Genomic DNA, 19,901 nt, shown 5'->3' on the forward strand with positions numbered 1-19,901 from the left:
AGCAACAAACCACCCTAATTTGATCAATCGCCCACTGCGTGTGGAGATCGTGTGAGAGGCGAGAGGAGGTTCCGCGGACAGTCTCCTGCTCCGCTCGACCATCGGTTCGGGCAAAGTCATTCTTGCAGGTGTGACCGTTGATCGAGTCCTCAGCAGCACCGCCATCGGAATAGCTGTCGCCATGGCTGGCCATGTCGCCGCCGCCACCCCCTGGTTGTGTACCGCTTATACCTTCTCTCGTTACGCCGCACCCGACTCGGTATTCATGGTGACCCTCCTGACGGGCGCACTTGAGCTACTTCTATTCGGCGTCTGCATGGCGCTCGGATACGGCCTTCGCCGGAACTCCCCGAACCTCGCGAGGGGTGTTATCGCTGGATGGCTAGGTGGGCTGCTTGCGATTCCCTGTGGGGGCACCGTGGTAGTCGGGTTTCTCGCTACTTTGATCTAGCCGGCTCAGAGCGCATCTGGTCGTCGGTATGCCGAACGCACTCGTTTCGGTAGATGTGCGCGGTGGTCTCACGAGCCGAGGGCCGCTATTCCTTCTCGACTTGCATTCCGCGGACGATCAGAACCGACCACTTCTGGGTTCCATCGGGGATGATCGCGATGTCTACCGGGCCCGGAGGTAGGGCTTCGTCGCGGTTGTGCGTGACCGAACCTTGGCATGGGACTGACGCCGTGGCCGCTTTCGGTGATTTGCCGGTGTAGGTGAGAGTCAGATGCCCGCCGTCGATGCAGGAGATGCTGACGTCCAGCGCCCCGCTGTCATCGGACTTGCCTGCTGTCGTCTCCCATGCCCCCGTGCGGCGTTGTAGATGCTCGATCACCCGGCCGGTGTCCGGCATGTCCAAGACGCTCAGGGAAGCGGCTACCTGAGGAACGGCACTTGCCGGAGCTGATGCCGTGCTCACTGCTGGACCCGGGGTAGTTGATAGCGGCTGGTTGTTGCTGATGCAAGCGCAGACGGACGCCGTGGACACGACTGCCGCCAGGCTCGGGCCCACACGGGTCAGAATGGTCATCCGTCGTCTCCATGGCCGTGGCTTGATCTCCACCGATCATCGCTTGCGGGGCGGCACCGCCAATGCTCTTCGGGCGGACCCACACAGACGTCCGATCATCGGTACATCCGGAAAAAAGATGGTGATACTGGATATTTCATTTGTCGTCGGTCATGTGCTCGGCTATGAAGGTTCGCCATCCGGTGATTGCTGTGGGCGGCGTGGAGGCGTGTGGGCCGGGCTCGGTGACCAGGCGCTTGCGCGGGGATCCGATCAGGTCGAACAGCTTTCGTCGGCCTGCTTGAGGAAAGAGTTCGTCGTCGTGCTGGATGTGGAACAGCAACGGAGCGGTGATGCGTGTCGCGTCTGCGGCGATCCGGTTCGGGGCGACCAGGCCGGGCTGCATGGTTTCGCACTGCTGCAGGCCGAACTTCCCGAGCACCACGGCGCGGAATCGCTCGTTGAGGTCGGCCGTCAGTGGGAGGCCGAACCGTGCACCCATGGACATGCCGAGGTAGGCCAAGCGGCCCGGGTCGACATGGATGCAGGTCGTGACCGCGTCGAGGGTGGCCTTCCAGTCGTCGGCCATCCGGTTGAGGACCACGTCGATTCCGGCCTCGGCCATCCGAGCCTGATACTGCTCGGCCGGCATGGGGGTCGGCACCCGTTCGCCGTGATAGGGGCCGTCTATCGTGACCACGGCGCATCCTGCCTGAACGGCGAACCAGCGTGCATGGTCGATCACCCGAGCGCTGCGCTTGTGTCCGCTGCCGCCGTGACCTACCGGCACAAGCGGTGCGGGAACGGCAGCCGGTGGCGGCAGCCACAACACGCCTGGGACGCGGCGGCCCGAACGGGTGGTGCGAAACGATCGTTCGACCACACCATCGACTACCTGAGGCTCAAGCCATTCGAGGGTCGGCTGCACAAGCAGCATCCAACCAGCGATCGTCGGTGTGACCGAATCGATCGGCCATCCCGTCATACCCGCAGAGGAACGACGGTGCATTGAGGAGAGCCGAACGTGGAACGGCAGCTGCGGGAGCATTTCCAAGGGGCTATCGGTGACGATCCCGGTGTCGGGTCCGGCGACATGGTGCGGGCTGCCATCGTTGAGGGGGCGGGGCTGCGGCGGCGCCGGAATCGGCTCACTGGGGCGGCGGTGGCGGCCGGCATGGTCGTGGTGGTCGGTGTGACGGCCGGTCTGAACCTTTTCGCCGGGCCGGCGGTGGATCAGCCGGTGACGCTTGCCGCGGCGATGATGCCGGTGGTGGCGGCCTCGTGCACGCTGCAACCGGTGGAACGTGATGCCACCGACGCGGTCATCTTTCTCGACCAGGAGATTGCGGACCAGCAGAGGGCGGCGCTCGAGGCTCTGCTGCTCGCCGATCCCCGGGTGAAGGATATGGCCTTCGAGAGTCGTCGGCAGGCGTATGAACGGTTCCGGATCCGCTGGGCTCACGAGCCCGATTTCGTCGCGGCGGTCTCCGTCGGCCAGCTCCCCGAGTCGTTTCGGTTCCGGCTGGTGCAGGTCTCGGAGTACACGGCTGTGCGCTTGCGGTACGCAGCGGTGGACGGCGTCGCCGAGGTCATCGGCCGTAGGTGCCCGGCGGACGCCCCGGTCGGAGGGATCCAGTGACCGGTGGTGATGACGTGGCACCCGGGGGCGCCGGGATTCGGGCTCTGGGCGGCTGGGGCAGGGCCCGCCGTCGTGCGCGGACCGTCCGGGACGAGGAGTTCACCGCGTTCGTCGAGTCCGCCGGCACCCGGCTGCGGCACAACGCCTATCTGATGTGCCGGGACTGGCATCTCGCGCAGGATCTGACACAGCACACGCTGGCCAAGATGTACTCGGTCTGGGAGCGGATCCGCAGCGGTACGAATCTCGACGCGTACAGCCGCCGGGTGTTGATGAACTTGGTCTTCGATCAGTATCGGCGGCGTAGCGGATCCGAGATCGTGGTGGCTGAACTGCCGGATCAGCCGGACGGGGCGGCGGGCGGAACGCCGGAGTTGCGGATGGACCTGGCGGACGCGCTGGCGAGCCTGGCGGTCGAGGACCGGGCGATCCTGGTGCTGCGGCACGCCGAGGACCACAGTGTCGAGACCGTGGCCGCGATCGTCGGCGTTTCCGTGTCGGCGGTCAAGATGCGTAACGCCCGGGCTCTGGGCCGGATCCGGGCGCTGCTCGGGGAGGACTTCCTGGCTCGTTGAGCCGGGAGACGTACCCGGAGGTGGGCCGCTCGGGGCGCGGCCCACCGGGGTGTCAGTCGGACAGGGTGAACGTGTGGGTCGTGGTCGAGCGGTAGGTCTCGCCGGGGAGCAGCGTGGTGGACGGGAAGTCGGGCTGGTTGGGGCTGTCCGGGAAGTGCTGGGTCTCCAGGGCGAACGCGTCGCCCTGGCGGTACTGGCGGCCGCTCGTGCCGCGGATCTTGCCGTCGAGGAAGTTGCCGGCGTAGAACTGCAGACCCGGTTCGGTGGTTTCGATCGTCAGGCGGCGGCCGCTGGCCGGGTCGTCCACCACCGCGGCGACCGACAGCTTGGTGGAACCGTCGGTGAGCACGTAGTTGTGGTCGTAACCGCGGCCCGTCGTCAGCTGCGGGTGCTCGTCGCGGATGCGGGCGCCGATCGGGTGCGGGGTGCGGAAATCGAACGGGGTGCCGTCGAGCGATTCCAGAACGCCGGTAGGAATCAGGGTGGCGTCGACCGGAGTGTAATGACTAGCGTCGATGTAAAGCAGGTGGTTCTCGATGGTGCCGCTGCCTTCGCCGGACAGGTTCCAGTAGGCGTGGTTGGTCAGCGCGACCACCGTGGCCCGGTCGGTGGTGGCCTGGTAGTCCAGGCGCAGAGCGTTCTGTTCGGTCAGGGTGAACGTGACGCTCACCGCCAGGGTGCCGGGGAAACCCTGCTCGCCGTCGGCCGCGGTGTAGCTCATCCGGACGCCGTCTTCGACCTCGGTCGCCGACCAGACTCGCTGGTCGAAGCCGTGGGAGCCGCCGTGCAGGGTGGTCTGGCCCTCGTTCTGCGACAGCTTGTAGGTCTCGCCGTCCAGGGTGAAACTGCCGCCGCCGATCCGGTTGGCGTAACGGCCGACCGTCGAACCCAGGAACGGGTTGCCGGCCAGATAGGCGGGATCGGTGTAACCGCCCAGGTCGGCGAACCCGAGAGTCACGTTCGCCACGTTGCCGTCCCGGTCCGGCACCAGCACGGACTGAATGGTCGCACCCCAGGTGAGGATCGACGCGGCCACGCCGTTCGCATTGGTGAGCGTCCATTTCTCGATCCCGGTGCCGTCGGTCAGTGTCCCGAACGGCGTGCTGTCGATTCTCGTCATGTCCGGCATCGTCGCAGACGTCACTCAACCGGTTCACCTCCGGCTCGGAACGACGTCGGCAGAGACGGTTCGGGAATCATGGGGGGATGACGCGGTTCGACTGCCATCAGCATCTGTGGCCCCCGGCTCTCGTGGAGGCGCTCAGGGAACGGGACGCCTTTCCCTACCTGCGGGAATGGACGCTGTATCTGCCGGGGGAGAACCCCTACCGGGTGGATCCGGCGGCCCATGACGCCTTACGGCGCCGGGACCGGGAGACCGGGCGGGTGCTTCTCTCACTGTCCAGCCCGCTCGGGATCGAGCACTTGCCCGGTACGGACGGAGCCGCCCTGATCGACGTGTGGCACGCCAGCGCGCTGGAGCTTCCGGAACCGTTCGAGGTGTGGGCGGCGGCATCGGTGACCGAACCTGATCCGGCCGTTCTCGCGCGGGTGCTGCGGGAGCCGCGTGTGGTGGGGCTGCAACTGCCGGCCACGGCGCTCGGTGACCCGGCGTCGATCGAGCGGATGTCGCCGCTGCTCAGTGAACTCGAACGGGCCGGTAAGCCGCTGCTGGTGCACCCCGGCCCGGCACGCGTCGAAGAGGGGGAACTGCCCGACTGGTGGGCCGCTGTCGTACCGTACGTCGCTCAGATGCACCGGTCCTGGGCTGCCTGGCATGTCGCCGGCCGCAAGCGGCACGCGGACCTCCGGATCGCCTTCGTCGCCCTGGCAGGGCTGGCCCCGCTGCATCACGAACGGCTCGTCGCCCGTGGTGGCGAGTTCGGCAGTCCCGACCCGAACGTCTTCTACGAGACGTCGTCCTACGGTCCGGACGCGATCAACGCCCTGATCGAGGTGGTGGGAGCGGGAGCGATCGTGCACGGTTCCGACCGGCCCTACGCGGAGCCGCTGGACCCGGAACGCTTCCCCGCGGAGATCTTCACCGTCAATCCGGGCCGGCTGCTCGGCATCTCCGGACTTCACTCTCGTGGCAGATAGCTGTCTATCTGTCTGTGGGGACACATAGGCCCAGGTCACCGACAGATGCGCATTGCCCGGCCGGGCGGCCGGAATCCATCGTGGAGTCCGCCGGTCGCCGAGGGTGCGGCCGGGAAGGAGGATTCGGATGCGCATCGCCAGCTTGTCGAAACGTGTCGTGGCGGTGATCCTGGCGGGGCTGTTCGGCGCCACGGCGCTGGCCTCGCCGGCGCTCGCCGTCGCCCCGACGTACAGCGACTACGGAGCGGGCAGCATTCTCTCGCTCTACAACGACGCCGGGCTCATCCTGGTCGGCCGGATCACGGTGACCGCGCATCCCAGCGCCGGATGGAACATCGAGGTCTGTGACACGCTCTCGGACGGCTACGTGGTGACCGGCCGGTTCGACGCGGGCGCCAGCGGTGTGGTCGCCGTGTCGACCACCACGTACGGCCAGTGCCTCACCCGGCACTTCTCGACGATCAACAAGTACCGGCTGGCCTGGAAGGACTACGCCACCGGCTGGTACCTGCCCTGACATCCGCGCTGGCCCGGGACGCTCGGTCCCGGGCCGGCCGGATCCCGAAGTCCGTGACGGTCAGCTTCGCGGAGTCCAGGTTCTCGCCTTCTCCTCGACGAGACGGCGGGTCCGGGGGTCGGGGCGGAAGTGGACCTCGTGGTCGGCGTGGGTGATCTGCATCAGGTTGATCCGGTCTACCTCACGGGCGCGGATGTCGGTGTAGCCCGGCTCACGAGCCGGGAACTGCACGCAGAACCGGGGATGCACCGGGAAGTAGACGGCCTCCGCCTGCGGCAGCGGGGGTGCGTAGTGCCGGTCCCGGACTCCGGCGGGCGGATGGCCGACCGCGGCGACGGGAGTGTCGCCGATGATGAAATCACGGTCGGCCGGGGCGACCAGGATCCGGGCGTCGCAGCGGCTCAGGTACTGGATCAGCTCGGCGTACGACTCAGCGGCCCGGCGACGGAACGCTTTCGCCGGGTCTTCGGTCGGGGAGGCGCTCTCGGCTGCGGCGCGGCGGGTGTGGTGGCCGTGGGCGTGATGGACGGCGGTGATCGCGGTCAGGTTGATCAGCAGGGAGGCGTCCTCGAAGACGGACTCGCCGGCGACCGCGTCCATCGTCGCGGCGACGACCTCCTCGGTGCGCTGCCACAGACCTCCGGCGGTCGTCTCCGACGGGCCGGGCGGGTCCTCGCGGTAGTCGCCGGATGGCAGGTCGACCGTCGCGATCACGCCGTCCGGGGCGAAGAATCGCAGCAGCGCCGGTGAAATAGCCGGTCTGAGAAGAGTAGCCACAAATGTCCCTCCGTCCAGGCTGATCGTAACCGGCGTTCAGCGGGCCTTCAGGTGGGATGCGCGAAGATGTGTGGCATGCGTGTGCTCGTCGTTGAGGACGAGAAGCGGCTCGCCTGGTCTCTGCGGGTCGGTCTCGAAGCGGAAGGGTTCGCCGTCGACCTGGCCGGCGACGGGACGGATGGGCTGTGGAAAGCCCGGGAGAACGATTACGACGTGATCGTTCTCGACCTGATGCTGCCAGGGATCAACGGCTACAAGGTGTGCTCGACGCTGCGCGAGGACGGTGACTGGACCCCGATCCTGATGCTCACCGCCAAGGACGGCGAGTGGGACCAGGTCGAGGGCCTGGACACCGGCGCCGACGACTACATGACCAAACCGTTCTCGTTCCCGATCCTGGTGGCCCGGCTGCGGGCGGTGGCCCGGCGTGGTGCCCGTGAGCGGCCGGTCCAGCTCGTCGCCGGTGACCTGCGCCTGGACCCGGCGGCCCGGCGGGTGTGGCGCGGTGACACCGAGATCGAGTTGACCGCCCGGGAGTTCTCACTGCTCGCCTTCCTGGCCCGCAACGCCGGTGACGTGGTGTCTAAACGGCAGATCCTGGAAGCCGTGTGGGACGTCGACTTCGACGGTGATCCGAACATCGTGGAGGTCTACGTGCGGCACCTGCGTAACAAGATCGACCGCCCGTTCGGCCGGGAGGCCATCCAGACGATCCGCGGGGCGGGCTATCGGCTGGGCAGCGACGGTGGTTGACCGCGCCTCGGTCCGGGTGCGCACCACCGCACTCTCAGTGTTGGTGATGGCGGTCGCGCTGCTGGTCGGGTCGGTGGCGCTGCTGTTGATGTCGCGGGCGTCACTGCGCAACGGCATCGAGACGGCCGCCGAGGAGCGCGCCTCGACGCTGGCGGCACAGGTCGAGTCACCCGGGCCGGCGGGCGAGCCGGACGACGACTTCCTCTGGCAGATCCGGGACGCCGCCGGGGTGGTCGTCAGGTCCTCGCCGGAGCTGGACGTCACGCTGCCGGCCGAGGAGACGGACCAGATCGACATTCCCGGTACGGATCACCCGTACCTGATCGTCACCGAGGACGCCGACTCGTACACCGTGGTGGTCGCCGCGTCTTTGGAAGAGGTCGACGAGTCGACCGATGCCGTGGTCACGCCACTGCTGATCGGCCTGCCCCTGGTGCTGCTCGTGGTCGGCGGGGTGACCTGGCTGGTGGTGACGCGGGCCCTCGCCCCGGTCGAGCGGATCCGCCGGGAGGTCGAGGAGATCACCGGTGAGCGCCTGGACCGGCGGGTGCCCGAGCCCGCCGGACGCGACGAGATCCAGCGCCTCGCCGTGACGATGAACCGGATGCTGACCCGGCTGGAGGAGTCCCGGCAGCGGCAGCAGCGGTTCGTCGCCGACGCCTCGCACGAGCTGCGGTCACCGCTGTCCAGCATCCGGCAGGCGGCCGAGGTGGCCCGCACCCATCCGGGCGCGCTGCCCGAGGGTGAGCTGGCCGAGGCCGTGCTGGAGGAGTCGGGGCGGATGCAGCGACTGGTCGAGCAGTTGCTGTTGCTCACCCGTACCGGCGAAGGGGTGTCCCGGTCCGTCCAGGACGTCGACATCGATGATCTCGCGCTGGCCGAGGCCCGCCGGGTGCGCCGGTCCGGGCTGACCGTGGACGCGTCGGGGGTGGGTGCCGGCCGGGTGCGCGGCGAGCTGACCGCGCTGGCCCAGGTGGTGCGGAACCTGACCGACAACGCGGCCCGCCACGCCCGGAGCACGGTGGGGGTGCGGGTGGTGACCCGGGCCGACGGGGTGGAGCTGATCGTGGAGGACGACGGCGGCGGCATCCCGGTGGGCGAGCGGGAGCGGGTGTTCGAGCGGTTCGTGCGCCTGGACGAGGCCCGCACCCGCGACGAGGGTGGCAGCGGGCTCGGTCTGGCGATCGTGTGGGAGACCGTCCACGCGCACGGCGGGACCGTCACGGTCACCGAGTCTCCGCTGGGTGGGGCCCGTTTCGGGGTGCGGCTCCCGGCTTCCTGAAACGCCTTTCAGCCGCGTTCAGGTGGGATTCAGGGATGCGGGCGCAAGCTATCGCCGTACCTGAAGTTCCCAACGCGACGAAAGAGGCGCCATCTCATGAACACCGCCAAGCTCCGCAGCAAGCGCGTCATCGCCGGTGTGGCCGTCGCCGCCGCCCTCGGCGTCGGAGGCGCCGTGTGGGGGACCGCGGCCTACGCCGACGACGTGACCGGAAACGACCGGGACCGGGTCGCCAACGCCGCCACCGCGACCGTGCCCGGCACGGTTCTCGACGTGGAGACGAGCGACGACAAGGGTGAGGCGTTCGAGGTCGACGTCCGCAAGGCCGACGGCAGCGAGGTGTCGGTGCACCTGGACAAGGACCTGAAGGTCCTCTCTCAGGAGCAGGACGACAACGACGCCGACGACAACGACAACGACGGTCCGGACGCTGACGACCGGGTTCTGACCGACGCCGAGCGCACCTCCGGTGAGAAGGCCGCGCTGACCGCGGTCGGTGCCGGCAGCACGCTGCTGGACCTGGAGGCCTCCGACGACAAGGGCGTGGCCTTCGAGGCCGAGGTCCGTGACTCGGCCGGTCAGGAGTGGGATGTCGACCTGGACTCCGCTTTCCAGGTGGTCACCAAGACCGCTGATAACTGATCTGTGACGATCCCTACGGTTTCCGGGGACTGTGCCCCTTTCGTGGGTTGCCGAGGTCCGCAGTCCGAGATCTGATTGCCGATTCTTTTCCCGGCGAGTCACGATGAAGTCAACGGACTTCGATGTACGGTCACCGGAAACCGGGGGAGCGAACATGGACCGAGCGAATTTCTACCGTGGCAGAGTCGGCGGTTGGCTTGTCAACGACAGGTACCTGAGCCGTTTCGGTGAGGTGCCGGTGGAGCAGCCGCGCAGTGGCTCCTGGCCGTTCGATCTGACCCCGGAACGGGGCTGGCCGGGCCGCCCGCACAATTAGGACCTACCGCAGGAAATGCGATTCCGCAAAACCGTCACCGGGGCCGGAATGCCGATTGAGGCGCATATTCCGGCGGTAATGGGTCCTGTCGGCGGGGCCACTCGCGCTGGTAGGGGGAGTGGCCGCACGGGCTGAGCGCTTTAGGGTCGACCTGAACAGGGGCGATCTTCAGGCGACAGGTGGTAGTGCGTGATCCGGGTGGTTGTCGTCGACGACGAGGCGCTGGTGCGGTCGGCGTTCACGCTGATCCTGAACACGGCACCGGACATCGAGGTCGTCGCCGCCACGACCGGGACACAGGCGGTCGCCACCATCCGGGCGTTACGGCCGCACGTCGTGCTGCTCGACATCCGCATGCCCGGCGTCGACGGGTTAACCGTGCTCCGGCAGATCCAGGCCCGCGATGAGACCGAAACCGCGAGCGAGTCCGTGACCGAACCTGATCGGCCGGTCGTGGCGATGCTGACCACCTTCGACGCCGACGAGTATGTGCTGACCGCCCTGCACTCCGGCGCGGCCGGGTTCCTGCTCAAGGACACCGACCCGGAGAGCCTGGCCCAGCTCGTGCGCACCCTGAACGCAGGTGGCGTGGTGATGTCCCCGTCAGTGGCCCGCCGCATCGAGGGCAGCCTGCCCCGGACCGACCCCGGCCGCCTCGGCGACCTCCCCGACTCCGACCGGCGGCTCCTCGACCTGATCGCCGGCGGCCTCACCAACGGCGAGATCGCCGACCGGCTCGGCGACACCCCGGCCGGGATCCGGGAACAGGTCAGCGTTCTGCTGGCCACGCTGCGTGTCTCGACTCGGGTGCAGGCCGCGCTGCTCGTGCAGGGGACCCGCCGTTGAGATACCGCACGGTCCTGATCGAGGCCGCCCTGATCACCGCGGCAGCCCTCGACACCTTCATCGACATGTGGAGCAGCGCCCCGGTCAGCGTCGTCTTCGGTGTCATCGGGTGCGTGATCCTGCCGTTGCGGCACCTGTTCCCGCGCACCGTCTTCGCGCTCACCCTCCCGGCCGCGCTGCTCGAAGCCGCACTTGTCGGCCCGTTCGTCGCCCTCTACGTGCTGGCCACCCGGTCCCGGGACCGCCGGGTGCTCGCCGCGTGTGCGGTGCTGTTCGCGATCGCGTCGGCGGCACCGTCCCCGTTCGGTGACGAGCCGGTGGACGCCGCCGACACTCTGGTCTATCTGGCGTACGGGCTGGGCACCGCCGCCGTCCCGGTGCTGCTCGGCCAGCTGGTCCTGACCCGCCGTGAGTTGTCCCGGCGGATCGAGGAGATCGAGGAGGCCAAGGAGCACGAACGGGTCCTGCACGCCCAGGCCATCCTCGCTCAGGAACGCGCCCAGCTCGCCCGCGAGATGCACGACGTGGTGTCGCACCAGGTCAGCCTGATCGCCGTGCAGGCCGGTGCCTTGCAGATGGCGTCCGCCGAACCGGCCACCCGGGAGGCGGCCCGCACCATCCGGGCCCTGAGCGTCGGCACCCTGGACGAACTGCGCATCATGGTCACCCTGCTGCGGGCCTCCGGCACCACCGAACTCTCCCCGCAGCCGACCCTCGCCGACCTGCAGACGCTCGTCGCGAACAGCGGGATCGCCGCGGAACTCACCGGCGAGCCGGCGCCGACGGTCGGCACACCCGGGCAGCGCGCCATCTACCGGACGGTTCAGGAGGCGCTCACCAACGTGCGCAAACACGCTCCCGGCGCCTCGGCGACGGTCGAGCTGTGGCAGTCCGGCCCGCACACCGGCGTGACGATCACCAACTCCCGGCCATCCCGCCCGGCGCTGCCCCTGCCCGGCGCCGGTCAGGGTCTGGTCGGCCTGCACGAACGCGCCTGCCTGCTGAACGGCGTCCTGGAATCCGGCCCGACTCCGGACGGCGGCTACCGGGTGCACATGATGGTGCCGTTGAACTGACGCGGTCCTTTTGAACTGTCGGACCTCGGCGGGACGTATGCCCCGGCGATGGACACGATCACCTTCGCACTGGCGGCGGGCCTGCTGGCCGCGTTCAACCCGTGCGGCTTCGCGCTGTTGCCCTCGTTCCTGGCGATCCTCGTCTCCGGCCCCGGAGGGGTGCTGCGGGCGTTGCGCCTGTCGGCGGCGATGACCGCCGGATTCGTCACCGTGTTCGGGACGATCGGGTTCGTGCTCAGCGTGACGACCGCACCGATCCAGCAGCATCTGCCGTGGGCCGCGGTCGCCATCGGAGTGGTGCTGGTCGTGCTCGGTGGCTGGCTGTTGACCGGCCGGGAGCTGCAGGTCCGGCTTCCGCGTCTGGCCGCCGGGTCGCCGTCACATTCGATCTTCGCCCTGTACGGCTACGGAGCGTCCTACGCGGTGGCCTCACTGTCCTGCACGATCGCGCCGTTCCTGGCGGTGACCGGCCTCGTCTCGGGCGAGGGCGACGTCCTGGCCGGGGTGGGCGCTTTCCTGGCGTACGCCATCGGCATGGGTCTGGTCGTGGGTCTTCTCGCGATGATGGTCGCGCTGGCCCGGGAGGCGACGGTCCGGCGCACCCGTGCCGTGCTGCCCTGGATCTCCCGGCTGAGTGGCGCGTTCCTGCTGGTCGCGGGCGGGTATGTGACCTATTACGGCTGGTACGAGTTGCGCCTGATGTCCGGTTCCGGCAGCGCCCGGGACCCGATCGTCAGCGCGGTCACCGAAGTGCAGGGAACGGTCACCACCTGGCTCGACGCAACCGGCGTGGGCTGGATCACAGCAGCCTTTTTCGTGGTCGTCGCCACCGGTGTAGCGATCCGGAGAAAACGGCGGATATCGGCACCTGCCAGTTCCCTGTGAAACAGTTTCGCGATCTTGACACCGGCGCCGACCTTCGTGCCGCGATGCCCGTTTACTGCCTGCAACGGAAAGTTATCGCTGGTCAGGGCCTTGTAGCGTGCTGCTTCACCAGGGAGCCACGGGGGTTTCCTGTGAAGTGAAGGATCACGACATGCGTCGCACCCTCGCCACCGCCGTGGCCTCCGTCGTCGCCTCCGGCGCCCTGCTCGGCATGCTGCCGTCCGCCGCCCAGGCCGCGCCGACGATCTGCGACCCGAGCAGCACCTGGGTCACCGTCAACAGCACCAAACAGAACCTCAAGATCATCGAATCCAAGCTCTACAGCGCGCCCTCCACGGCGGCACTGAAGATCACCTCGAACTGGAGCCGGGAGATCGAGTTCGGGGCCTCCTACACCGCCAGTGTCGGCGGCAACCTGAGCATCGAGGTCCCGGTCAAGGCGTTCAACGTCGGTGCCGGCATCGACACCACGGCCGAGGCCGCGATGGACGTGCGGATCAAGCGGACCGTGTCGGTCACCCAGGACATCACGATCCCCAAGGGCCACAAGATGATCCAGTACGGCGGTGTCTACGTCACGGCCACCAGCCTCACCAAGAAGCAGTGCAGCAGCAACGGCGCGACGGTCAAGACGGTGTTCTCGGGCTACCTCACCGGCCCGCGCCTGCTCGCCTCCGGCTGGATCGACTGCAAGGACACCGCGGTCTGCTGACCCGGTGCCGGCCCGGCCCGCCGCCCTACCCTCGGCGGGCCGGTCCACCACACGTCAGGACAGGATCTCGTCGATGTTGTCGGCGCGCCAGTTGCGCAGCAGCTCGTGGAAGACCACCGGGCCCGGCCCGAACGAGAAACTCACCTGGCGCGGGTTGCCCTCACCGTTGTAGTAACCGGGCGTGCACTGGGACTGGAAGCCGAACTGCTTCGGAGCGGTCTGGGAGATCGTGTCGCACCACGCCTGCTCCGCCTCGGCCGACGGCTCGATCCGCTTCGCGCCCCGGCTGTTCGCCTCGGCCACCACCGCGCCGATGTGAGTCGCCTGCTCCTGCAGCACGTGCACGAAGTTGACCGAGGCCGCGTTCTGCATCGAACCCAGGTGGAACAGGTTCGGGAAGCCGTGACTGTAGAAGCCGTGCAGCGTCCGCGGCCCGCGCGCCCAGTGGCCCAGCAGCGGCATGCCGTCCCGGCCGGTCACCGGCAGCGTCCCGGACAGCACACCGGAGATGCCGACCTCGAAACCGGTGGCGAAGATGATGCAGTCGACCTCGTACTCGGTGTCGCCGACCACGATCCCGGTCTCGGTCATCCGGGTGATGCCACCGGTGTCCGCGGTGTCCACCAGCGTGACGTTCGGCCGGTTGAAGGTCGGCAGGTAGAAGTCGCTGAACGTGGGCCGCTTGCACATGTACCGGTACCACGGTTTGAGCTTCTCGGCCGTCTCCGGATCGGTCACGATCGAGTCCACCCGGTCGCGGATCTCGGCCATCTTGCGGAAGTCGGCGATCTCGTCGAGGTACTCGCGCTCCTCCTCGGAGATCGTCGGGTCGATCGTACCGGTCAGCAGTTGCCGTTGCAGTTTCGCCGTCGCCGTCCAGCCGTCGCCGATCATGTCGGTCTCGACGTGCGCGCCGGTGACCAGGTTGAGGAAGTTCTCCATCCGCTCGCGTTGCCAGCCCGGGCCGACCGAGTCGAGCACCGACTGGTCGGTGGGGCGGTTGCCGCGGAAGTCCACCGACGACGGGGTGCGCTGGAAGACGAACAGCTGCTCGGCGGACTCGGCGACGTGCGGGATCACCTGGATGCCGGTCGCGCCGGTGCCGATCACGGCGACCTTCTTGTCGGCGAGCCCGGTCAGGCCCCCGGTCTGGTCACCGCCGGTGTAGCCGTAGTCCCAGCGGCTGGTGTGGAACGTGTGGCCCCGGTAACCCTCGATACCCGGGATGCCCGGCAGTTTCGGCTGGGTCAGGGTGCCGGACGAGATCACCACGTAGCGGGAGGTGAACTCGTCGCCGCGGTCCGTCTTCACGTGCCATTCGGCGGCGTCGTCGTCCCAGGTCAGCTCGGTGACCTTGGTGTGGAACATGGTGTCGTCGTACAGTTCGAAACGCTTCGCGATCCCGATGCAGTGCTGGCGGATCTCCTCGCCCGGCGCGTATCGCCACTTCGGGACGTAACCGGCCTCCTCCAGCAGCGGCATGTAGACGGTCGCCTCGATGTCACAGTGGATGCCGGGGTAACGGTTCCAGTACCACGTACCACCGAAGTCGCCGGCCTCGTCGATCATCCGCAGACTCTTGACGCCGGCGTCACGCAGTTTCGCCCCGCTCAGCAGGCCGCCGAACCCGCCGCCGATGACGGTCGCCTCGACCCGGTCGCGGACCGGCTCCCGTTCGACGCGTTCGGTGTACGGATCCTTCGCGTAGTAGCCGAACTCACCGGCCGCCCGCCGGTACTGGGTGGCGCCGTCCGGGCGGATCCGGCGATCGCGTTCCGTCCGGTACCGGGTGCGTAGGCCTTCGAGTTCCTCGGCGTTGAAACGATGGGGGATGGAGGGGGACATGAGGAGCCCTTTCGCGGGGTACGTCCGGAGTGGACAGCCCAATTTAAAGCAACTGCTTGAACGATGGGTGATCCCGGGTCCCGGATATCAGGCGATTCGGCTCACCGGCGCCCGATACAGCCCCTCCAATGCGTCGATCAGGCTCGACTCGGTTGTTTTCCACACCGGACGGACATCGCCACCCTGTGGAAGCGTCCGCTCACGGCGAGCACAGAAATGCAGAATCAGCGTGTACGCCATGTCGTCACGTTCCCTCCGCACCTCCGGCGACAATTCCGGCAGAACCCGGTCCAATCCCCGGAACACCTCCTGCAACGTCGGAAGATCACCCACTTCCGTCGCCGTCAGCTCCCGCAGATTCGGTTCCGTCACCAACTGGGCCGCGAACCGGGCGTACCAGCTGGGATTACCCAGACCGGCGAGATGCTCGGTGATCGGCCGCACCACACATACCATCCAGTCCCGCACCTCGGCACTCGCGCCGACCTCGGCCAGCACCCGCCGCCGGATCACCGTCATCGGCTCGGCATGCCGCCGCACGATCGCCCGCACCAGATCGTTCTTGGACCCGAAGTGATAACCGACCGCCGCGTTGTTGCCCTGCCCCGCGGCCTCACTGACCTGCCGATTCGACACCGCGAACACCCCGTGCTCACCGAAGAGCCGCTCGGCGGTGTCCAGAATCCGCTCGCGAGTGCTCTCCGTCTGCTCGGCGCGGGCTTTCCTCGCGTACTTCATAGCCGCCCAGGATAGGGGTGACGCCCGGAAAATCAGGCGACCCGTCCGGAACGCGACCGATAGCCTGCAGCGTGACCGTTCGTGATCTCGCGCCACCGTCCGCCGTCAACGCCGGTCTGCTCGCGGTGCTGATCGGGTTCACCAGTTCGGCGGCGATCGTCTTCAGCGCCGGCCGGGCCGCCGGAGCCGACGAGGCCGAGGTCGCCTCCTGGATCCTCGCGCTCTGCCTGGGGATGGGCGTCACCAGCATCGGGCTGTCCCTGCGGTACCGGGCACCGATCGTCACCGCCTGGTCCACCCCCGGCGCCGCGCTGCTGGTCACCGGCCTGCCCGGGTTCACCCTGCGCGAGGCGATCGGGGCGTTCCTGGTCTCCGCCGCGCTGATCACGCTGACCGGGATCACCGGTTGGTTCGGCCGGATCATGGACCGGGTCCCGGTCGAACTCGCGTCCGCACTATTGGCCGGAGTGCTGATCCAATTCGGCATCGGCCTGTTCGCCGCCGTCAACGAGGACCCACTACTGGTCCTGACGATGTTCGCCACCTACCTCCTCTTTCGCAAGATCCTTTCCCGGTACGCGGTACTGACGGCCTTGCTGGCCGGTGTCACCGTGGCAGCTCTGTCCGGCACGTTCCGCCCCGGCCTGGTCCAGTGGTCGTGGGCGGCACCGGTCTTCACGGTGCCGTCGTTCTCGTGGCAGGCGATCATCAGCGTGGCGCTGCCACTGTTCGTGGTCACGATGGCGTCCCAGAACCTGCCCGGTGTCGCGGTGCTGCGCAACGACGGCTACCAGGTGCCGGTGTCCCCACTGATCACCTGGACCGGCGCGGCAAACCTGCTGCTGGCCCCGTTCGGAGCATTCGGCCTCAACCTGGCCGCCATCACCGCCGCGATCTGCACCGGCCCGCAAGCTCATCCCGACACCAAGCGGCGTTACCTGGCCGCCGTGTGGGCAGGCGTCTTCTACCTGGTGGTAGCGGTGCTGGGCGCCACGATCACCTCGTTGCTGTCGGCCCTGCCGGTGGTGCTGGTCCTGGGCATAGCCGGCATAGGTCTGCTCGGCACGATCGGCAGCTCCCTGACCGCGGGCCTGCGCAGCGACCGCTGGCGCGAAGCCGCAGTGGTGACCCTGCTGGCCACCGCCTCAGGCGTGCAGCTACTCGGCGTCGGCTCCGCGTTCTGGGGCTTGATCGCCGGCCTACTGACCGCAGCGGTGACGGGAGCGTTCAGACCACCCGCTACCGCCCGGCCCTGACCGGAAAGTCGCGGAGCCGGGTGGTCGTGGAGCCGGGTAGTTGCACTGCCCCGTAGCCAAGGGCCTTCGCCCGACGGCGACACCGGCCCGGCCGATCGACTTCCTTGAAGCCCCGCTTCGGGCTGGCGGGCGGCTGGCGGCGTGCCGAAGGTTTTCCCGGGGTCGGCTGATAAGGCGATGATTGGTTCTTGACCGATACCGGGGAGACGAATTCCAGAAGCCCGGTCCGAACCTGGGATTCCGCTGCTTCCGGGAGAAGGAAGTCCGCATTTCGGCTGCCGTGGTGTCCACTTGTCTTCGGCCATGCCATCCTGCTAAAAGTCCGCACAATGCACAAATGATCCGACAAAGGTCTGCGGTATTGTTCCTCGGCCATCCCGCGGTGGGATTTTTCCTGGCCATCCCCACGGTAGGATTGTTCCTCGGCCATCGCGCGGTGACCATCACGGGCACGGTCGTTCAGAGTTACGTCGAGTGACACCGTCACCGGCGCCGGACCGTCACCACACTCATTCAATAGACGCACACCTCGGCCCGATCGAGGCAGCGGCGTTCCCGGCTTGGGGCAGATCGGCGGGAGAGCGACCGGTACCGTCCGATCCGTGCTGACTGATCGCCGAGCGGAAACCTCAGACCGCACCACAGAGGCTGATGACGCAGTCGCCGAGGTCGGCTGAGTAGCTTCCTCATCGCAGGCCAGAGGATCCACCTTGGTCCCGAGTTCGAGTTTGGTCCCGAGCCCGAGCCTCGGCTTCGATGCCGACTTTCGTTCTGTGGTTGGGTCCGCTTCCGGCCCCAGCTTCGGGACTGACGTCAGCTTCGGGACTGGCGCTTGCTCCGGGTCCGGCGCCGGCTTCGGGGCTGCCTTCGGGACCGGCTTCGGCTTCGGTGGCATGGATGCGGGTGGAGTCTGCGGTGGCGCAGGGGTGGCTGGAGTCTGTGGCGTGAGGGAAGCCAACCATTCCTGGTCCTCGGGGGAGAGGGCCATGGAATCGCGTGCTCGGATACGGCGAAGTTTCTAGGCGTGGCGTCGTTGAAGTCCCCAAGCGCGACGCTTTTCATGCTCACGACGAAATTCGTCTCCGCTGGGAGAGTAATTCCTAGCCTTGGTCCGGTCACGCATTCCGGCAACGCTGAACAATGCTGGCTGACCCATACAATAATTCTCCCGCACCCCCACAAAAAACTGTAAGAAGTCGATCATGCCAACTTGTCTGACACGCCAGACAGAAAGGCGGCGGCCGCCTGCCGTGAGAGCTCAGCGGGAAGAGTGCGCGGCATTGGGGGAGGGTGCGGCGTGGGAGGAAGCATGCGGCGCGGGACGACGCCGCGGTTTCGGCCAGCCTGGCCGGACGCCGGACGCCGGACGCCTTGCGCCGCTGCAGCAGCTGATCATGCAGAGCTGGTCAGCCAGGTGTCCCGCTGTGCTGGTCGGTCCAGGTGTCCCGCTGTGCTGGTCGGCTTTGCAGTACCAGGTGACCCCGCGGGCTGGCTGGCCTTGCGGCGTCGGCTGACCCCCATGGGGCTGGGTGACCCTGCAGGCTGGCCGGCGCCGCGGCACCAACTGCTGTGCGGGAGGAATCTGGTGTTGAGGGCTAAGCGATGCCCTGTTCGTGAGCCCAGGTGTGGAGTTCGGCTTCGGCCACTTCGTGGGGGAGGGGGCCGCGTTCGAGGTGTAGTTCCTTCAAGCGCCGTGTTGCCGCGCCTACCAGTGGGCCTGACGGGATGTTCAGCAGGGTCATGATCTCGCGGCCGTTCAAGGCTGGGCGGATTCCCGCCAGCGCCTCCTCGGTTTCGCGGCGCTTCAGCTCACGCACCAGGTCTTCGTAGGGGGCCGGGGTCGCGCCGGAACGAGCGTGGTCCAGCCAATCTGTCATGTCGCGTTCCATGCCGAGGCCGATCTGGTCGAACAGGTCTACGGCCAGGGTCGGGTTCGACGAATACGTCCAGCCGGCCGACCGTAGTCCGAGTTGTGCCAGTGCGGCGTTGATCGGCCACTGCTCCCGCGGTCCGTCGAAGCGGCGATCGTGAACCGGGCCCCAAGCCGGTGCCCCGTCGCGCCACACCGTGGCGGTCTGGTCTCCGTCGCCGCCGAAGAAGTCGGCCTGGACGAAAGCGAGTGGGCCGTGTGTGGACCACTCGGCGAGTACCCGGTCGAACGCTGGGGGCATCCGCTCGCTGAAGAGCCCGTGGTGTTCGGAGCCGGTCAACTCCTCGAACAGTGCTTGACTGACCGGTACCAACGCCATGCCGTCGCGAAGCATCGCGACGGCTCCGTGTTCCATGCGGTCCACCCGGTCTCGGAGCATCCCGGCTTCGGCGATGACAGCGACCAGGTAGTACATCCGTCCTCCAGCACCGTTGACGCCCTCGGGAGCCCACAATGATGGCAGACGCTTGACGGCCCGGGACTCGGCAGGCGGGTGACGGCCCGGACTGGCAGACAGGTGACGGCCCGGGATTAAAGGTGCCGGTCAGCGTTGGGACAGGGCCATCAGTGCGCGCACGAAAGCTTCCCGGTCGTCCGGCGGGAGAGCGCTGAGCAGTTCCTCCTCGCCGGCGTGGATCTCGGATTGGATGGCCTGCTGGGTCTGGCGGCCGGCCGGGGTCAAGGCCAGGAGGCGGACTCGGCGATCGGCGGGGTCCGGTTCTCGGTCGATCAGGCCGCGTTTCTGCAGGTCGTCCAAGTTCGGGATCAGGCGGGTCTTGTCGGCGCCGATCGCCGCCGCCAAGGCCGCCTGGGTGCGAGTGGGGCCTTCTCGTAGGGCTGTCAGGACCGCGTAGGACCACATCGGCATGTCGTGGCGGGTCAGGATCGGCTCTTCGATGGCCAGCAGGCGCCGGCTCAGGCGGAGGGCCAGCACGGCGAGGTCGGCGCGGTTCACCCGGTAACTCCTACCACCCGGTTCCCGCTTGACTAATTATAAGCGAACGCACA

General features: G+C 67.9%; 21 protein-coding genes. 13 read left to right on the plus strand and 8 right to left on the minus strand.

Annotation, left to right across the window (positions count from 1 at the left end; all coding sequences use genetic code 11):
- Positions 1-536 precede the first annotated feature (536 nt).
- Positions 537-848, minus strand: coding sequence for a hypothetical protein (locus BLU81_RS05900; RefSeq protein WP_092542352.1), 312 nt, complete (start codon positions 846-848; stop codon positions 537-539).
- A gap of 313 nt (positions 849-1,161) precedes the next feature.
- Positions 1,162-1,941 carry a dienelactone hydrolase family protein gene (locus BLU81_RS05905; RefSeq protein ID WP_157751301.1) on the minus strand — a complete coding sequence of 260 codons (780 nt, stop codon included), beginning with the start codon at positions 1,939-1,941 and terminating at the stop codon, positions 1,162-1,164.
- An 87-nt stretch (positions 1,942-2,028) separates the two neighbouring features.
- Between BLU81_RS05905 and BLU81_RS05910 the strand changes: the two genes are divergently transcribed.
- Positions 2,029-2,643, plus strand: coding sequence for a permease-like cell division protein FtsX (locus tag BLU81_RS05910; protein WP_092542356.1), 615 nt, complete (start codon positions 2,029-2,031; stop codon positions 2,641-2,643).
- Between the two features lie 14 nt (positions 2,644-2,657).
- Positions 2,658-3,218: a SigE family RNA polymerase sigma factor gene (locus tag BLU81_RS05915; RefSeq protein ID WP_231954214.1), complete on the plus strand. Its 561-nt coding sequence runs from the start codon at positions 2,658-2,660 to the stop codon at positions 3,216-3,218.
- A 52-nt stretch (positions 3,219-3,270) separates the two neighbouring features.
- Here the strand turns inward: BLU81_RS05915 and BLU81_RS05920 are convergent, their stop codons facing one another.
- The gene (locus tag BLU81_RS05920) at positions 3,271-4,338 is read right to left on the minus strand and encodes an aldose epimerase family protein (RefSeq protein ID WP_092556645.1); all 1,068 of its coding nucleotides are present in this window, start codon (positions 4,336-4,338) and stop codon (positions 3,271-3,273) included.
- A gap of 86 nt (positions 4,339-4,424) precedes the next feature.
- On the opposite strand from BLU81_RS05920, the gene BLU81_RS05925 reads away from it, so the two are divergent.
- Positions 4,425-5,318, plus strand: a complete 894-nt coding sequence (locus tag BLU81_RS05925; RefSeq protein ID WP_157751303.1) for an amidohydrolase family protein — start codon at positions 4,425-4,427, stop codon at positions 5,316-5,318.
- A gap of 127 nt (positions 5,319-5,445) precedes the next feature.
- The gene (locus BLU81_RS05930) at positions 5,446-5,835 is read left to right on the plus strand and encodes a hypothetical protein (RefSeq protein WP_092542359.1); all 390 of its coding nucleotides are present in this window, start codon (positions 5,446-5,448) and stop codon (positions 5,833-5,835) included.
- Positions 5,836-5,895: 60 nt separating this feature from the next.
- On the opposite strand, the gene BLU81_RS05935 is transcribed toward BLU81_RS05930, so the two are convergent.
- Positions 5,896-6,612, minus strand: a complete 717-nt coding sequence (locus BLU81_RS05935; RefSeq protein WP_157751305.1) for a DUF4238 domain-containing protein — start codon at positions 6,610-6,612, stop codon at positions 5,896-5,898.
- Positions 6,613-6,687: 75 nt separating this feature from the next.
- Between BLU81_RS05935 and BLU81_RS05940 the strand changes: the two genes are divergently transcribed.
- The 8 genes from BLU81_RS05940 to BLU81_RS05970 all read left to right on the plus strand — a co-directional run bounded on the left by BLU81_RS05940 (position 6,688) and on the right by BLU81_RS05970 (position 13,124).
- Positions 6,688-7,365 carry a response regulator transcription factor gene (locus BLU81_RS05940; RefSeq protein WP_092556647.1) on the plus strand — a complete coding sequence of 226 codons (678 nt, stop codon included), beginning with the start codon at positions 6,688-6,690 and terminating at the stop codon, positions 7,363-7,365.
- A complete protein-coding gene (locus BLU81_RS05945) occupies positions 7,358-8,647 on the plus strand; it encodes a sensor histidine kinase (protein ID WP_197686129.1) in 1,290 nt (429 codons plus the stop codon). Before BLU81_RS05940 ends, BLU81_RS05945 begins: the two co-directional genes overlap by 8 nt.
- A gap of 96 nt (positions 8,648-8,743) precedes the next feature.
- Positions 8,744-9,289, plus strand: coding sequence for a PepSY domain-containing protein (locus tag BLU81_RS05950; protein WP_092542362.1), 546 nt, complete (start codon positions 8,744-8,746; stop codon positions 9,287-9,289).
- Between the two features lie 154 nt (positions 9,290-9,443).
- A complete protein-coding gene (locus BLU81_RS47640; RefSeq protein WP_157751307.1) occupies positions 9,444-9,605 on the plus strand; it encodes a hypothetical protein in 162 nt (53 codons plus the stop codon).
- Between the two features lie 189 nt (positions 9,606-9,794).
- The gene (locus BLU81_RS05955; protein ID WP_092542363.1) at positions 9,795-10,451 is read left to right on the plus strand and encodes a response regulator transcription factor; all 657 of its coding nucleotides are present in this window, start codon (positions 9,795-9,797) and stop codon (positions 10,449-10,451) included.
- The gene (locus BLU81_RS05960) at positions 10,448-11,527 is read left to right on the plus strand and encodes a sensor histidine kinase (RefSeq protein ID WP_231954216.1); all 1,080 of its coding nucleotides are present in this window, start codon (positions 10,448-10,450) and stop codon (positions 11,525-11,527) included. The genes BLU81_RS05955 and BLU81_RS05960 overlap by 4 nt, the downstream gene beginning before the upstream one ends.
- 48 nt (positions 11,528-11,575) lie before the next feature.
- Positions 11,576-12,412: a cytochrome c biogenesis CcdA family protein gene (locus BLU81_RS05965; RefSeq protein ID WP_092542365.1), complete on the plus strand. Its 837-nt coding sequence runs from the start codon at positions 11,576-11,578 to the stop codon at positions 12,410-12,412.
- Between the two features lie 151 nt (positions 12,413-12,563).
- Positions 12,564-13,124 (plus strand): hypothetical protein, encoded by a 561-nt coding sequence (locus tag BLU81_RS05970; protein WP_157751309.1) that lies wholly within the window; start codon positions 12,564-12,566, stop codon positions 13,122-13,124.
- 54 nt (positions 13,125-13,178) lie between these two features.
- On the opposite strand, the gene BLU81_RS05975 is transcribed toward BLU81_RS05970, so the two are convergent.
- Complete coding sequence (locus tag BLU81_RS05975) at positions 13,179-14,969, minus strand: flavin-containing monooxygenase (RefSeq protein ID WP_092542369.1); 1,791 nt, start codon at positions 14,967-14,969, stop codon at positions 13,179-13,181.
- An 87-nt stretch (positions 14,970-15,056) separates the two neighbouring features.
- Positions 15,057-15,707, minus strand: a complete 651-nt coding sequence (locus BLU81_RS05980; RefSeq protein ID WP_092542371.1) for a TetR/AcrR family transcriptional regulator — start codon at positions 15,705-15,707, stop codon at positions 15,057-15,059.
- A gap of 71 nt (positions 15,708-15,778) precedes the next feature.
- Here BLU81_RS05980 and BLU81_RS05985 point away from each other — a divergent pair, with 71 nt between their 5' ends.
- On the plus strand, positions 15,779-16,963 hold the full coding sequence (locus BLU81_RS05985) for a benzoate/H(+) symporter BenE family transporter (protein WP_172890501.1): 1,185 nt from the start codon (positions 15,779-15,781) through the stop codon (positions 16,961-16,963).
- Positions 16,964-18,558: 1,595 nt separating this feature from the next.
- On the opposite strand, the gene BLU81_RS51940 is transcribed toward BLU81_RS05985, so the two are convergent.
- Positions 18,559-19,308: a hypothetical protein gene (locus BLU81_RS51940; RefSeq protein ID WP_197686130.1), complete on the minus strand. Its 750-nt coding sequence runs from the start codon at positions 19,306-19,308 to the stop codon at positions 18,559-18,561.
- 129 nt (positions 19,309-19,437) lie between these two features.
- Positions 19,438-19,848 (minus strand): MarR family winged helix-turn-helix transcriptional regulator, encoded by a 411-nt coding sequence (locus tag BLU81_RS05995; RefSeq protein ID WP_231954218.1) that lies wholly within the window; start codon positions 19,846-19,848, stop codon positions 19,438-19,440.
- Between the last annotated feature and the right edge of the window lie 53 nt (positions 19,849-19,901).

This window comes from Actinoplanes derwentensis, assembly GCF_900104725.1.
Lineage (GTDB): Bacteria > Actinomycetota > Actinomycetes > Mycobacteriales > Micromonosporaceae > Actinoplanes > Actinoplanes derwentensis.

Bases quoted from the DNA above. Each gene is read 5' to 3' on its own strand.
- BLU81_RS05900 (WP_092542352.1), bottom strand. From the start codon at position 848: ATGCCGGACACCGGCCGGGTGATCGAGCATCTACAACGCCGCACGGGG.
- BLU81_RS05905 (WP_157751301.1), bottom strand. From the start codon at position 1,941: ATGCTGCTTGTGCAGCCGACCCTCGAATGGCTTGAGCCTCAGGTAGTC.
- BLU81_RS05920 (WP_092556645.1), bottom strand. From the start codon at position 4,338: ATGACGAGAATCGACAGCACGCCGTTCGGGACACTGACCGACGGCACC.
- BLU81_RS05925 (WP_157751303.1), top strand. From the start codon at position 4,425: ATGACGCGGTTCGACTGCCATCAGCATCTGTGGCCCCCGGCTCTCGTG.
- BLU81_RS05930 (WP_092542359.1), top strand. From the start codon at position 5,446: ATGCGCATCGCCAGCTTGTCGAAACGTGTCGTGGCGGTGATCCTGGCG.
- BLU81_RS05940 (WP_092556647.1), top strand. From the start codon at position 6,688: ATGCGTGTGCTCGTCGTTGAGGACGAGAAGCGGCTCGCCTGGTCTCTG.
- BLU81_RS05950 (WP_092542362.1), top strand. From the start codon at position 8,744: ATGAACACCGCCAAGCTCCGCAGCAAGCGCGTCATCGCCGGTGTGGCC.
- BLU81_RS47640 (WP_157751307.1), top strand. From the start codon at position 9,444: ATGGACCGAGCGAATTTCTACCGTGGCAGAGTCGGCGGTTGGCTTGTC.
- BLU81_RS05965 (WP_092542365.1), top strand. From the start codon at position 11,576: ATGGACACGATCACCTTCGCACTGGCGGCGGGCCTGCTGGCCGCGTTC.
- BLU81_RS05970 (WP_157751309.1), top strand. From the start codon at position 12,564: ATGCGTCGCACCCTCGCCACCGCCGTGGCCTCCGTCGTCGCCTCCGGC.
- BLU81_RS05975 (WP_092542369.1), bottom strand. From the start codon at position 14,969: ATGTCCCCCTCCATCCCCCATCGTTTCAACGCCGAGGAACTCGAAGGC.
- BLU81_RS05980 (WP_092542371.1), bottom strand. From the start codon at position 15,707: ATGAAGTACGCGAGGAAAGCCCGCGCCGAGCAGACGGAGAGCACTCGC.
- BLU81_RS51940 (WP_197686130.1), bottom strand. From the start codon at position 19,308: ATGTACTACCTGGTCGCTGTCATCGCCGAAGCCGGGATGCTCCGAGAC.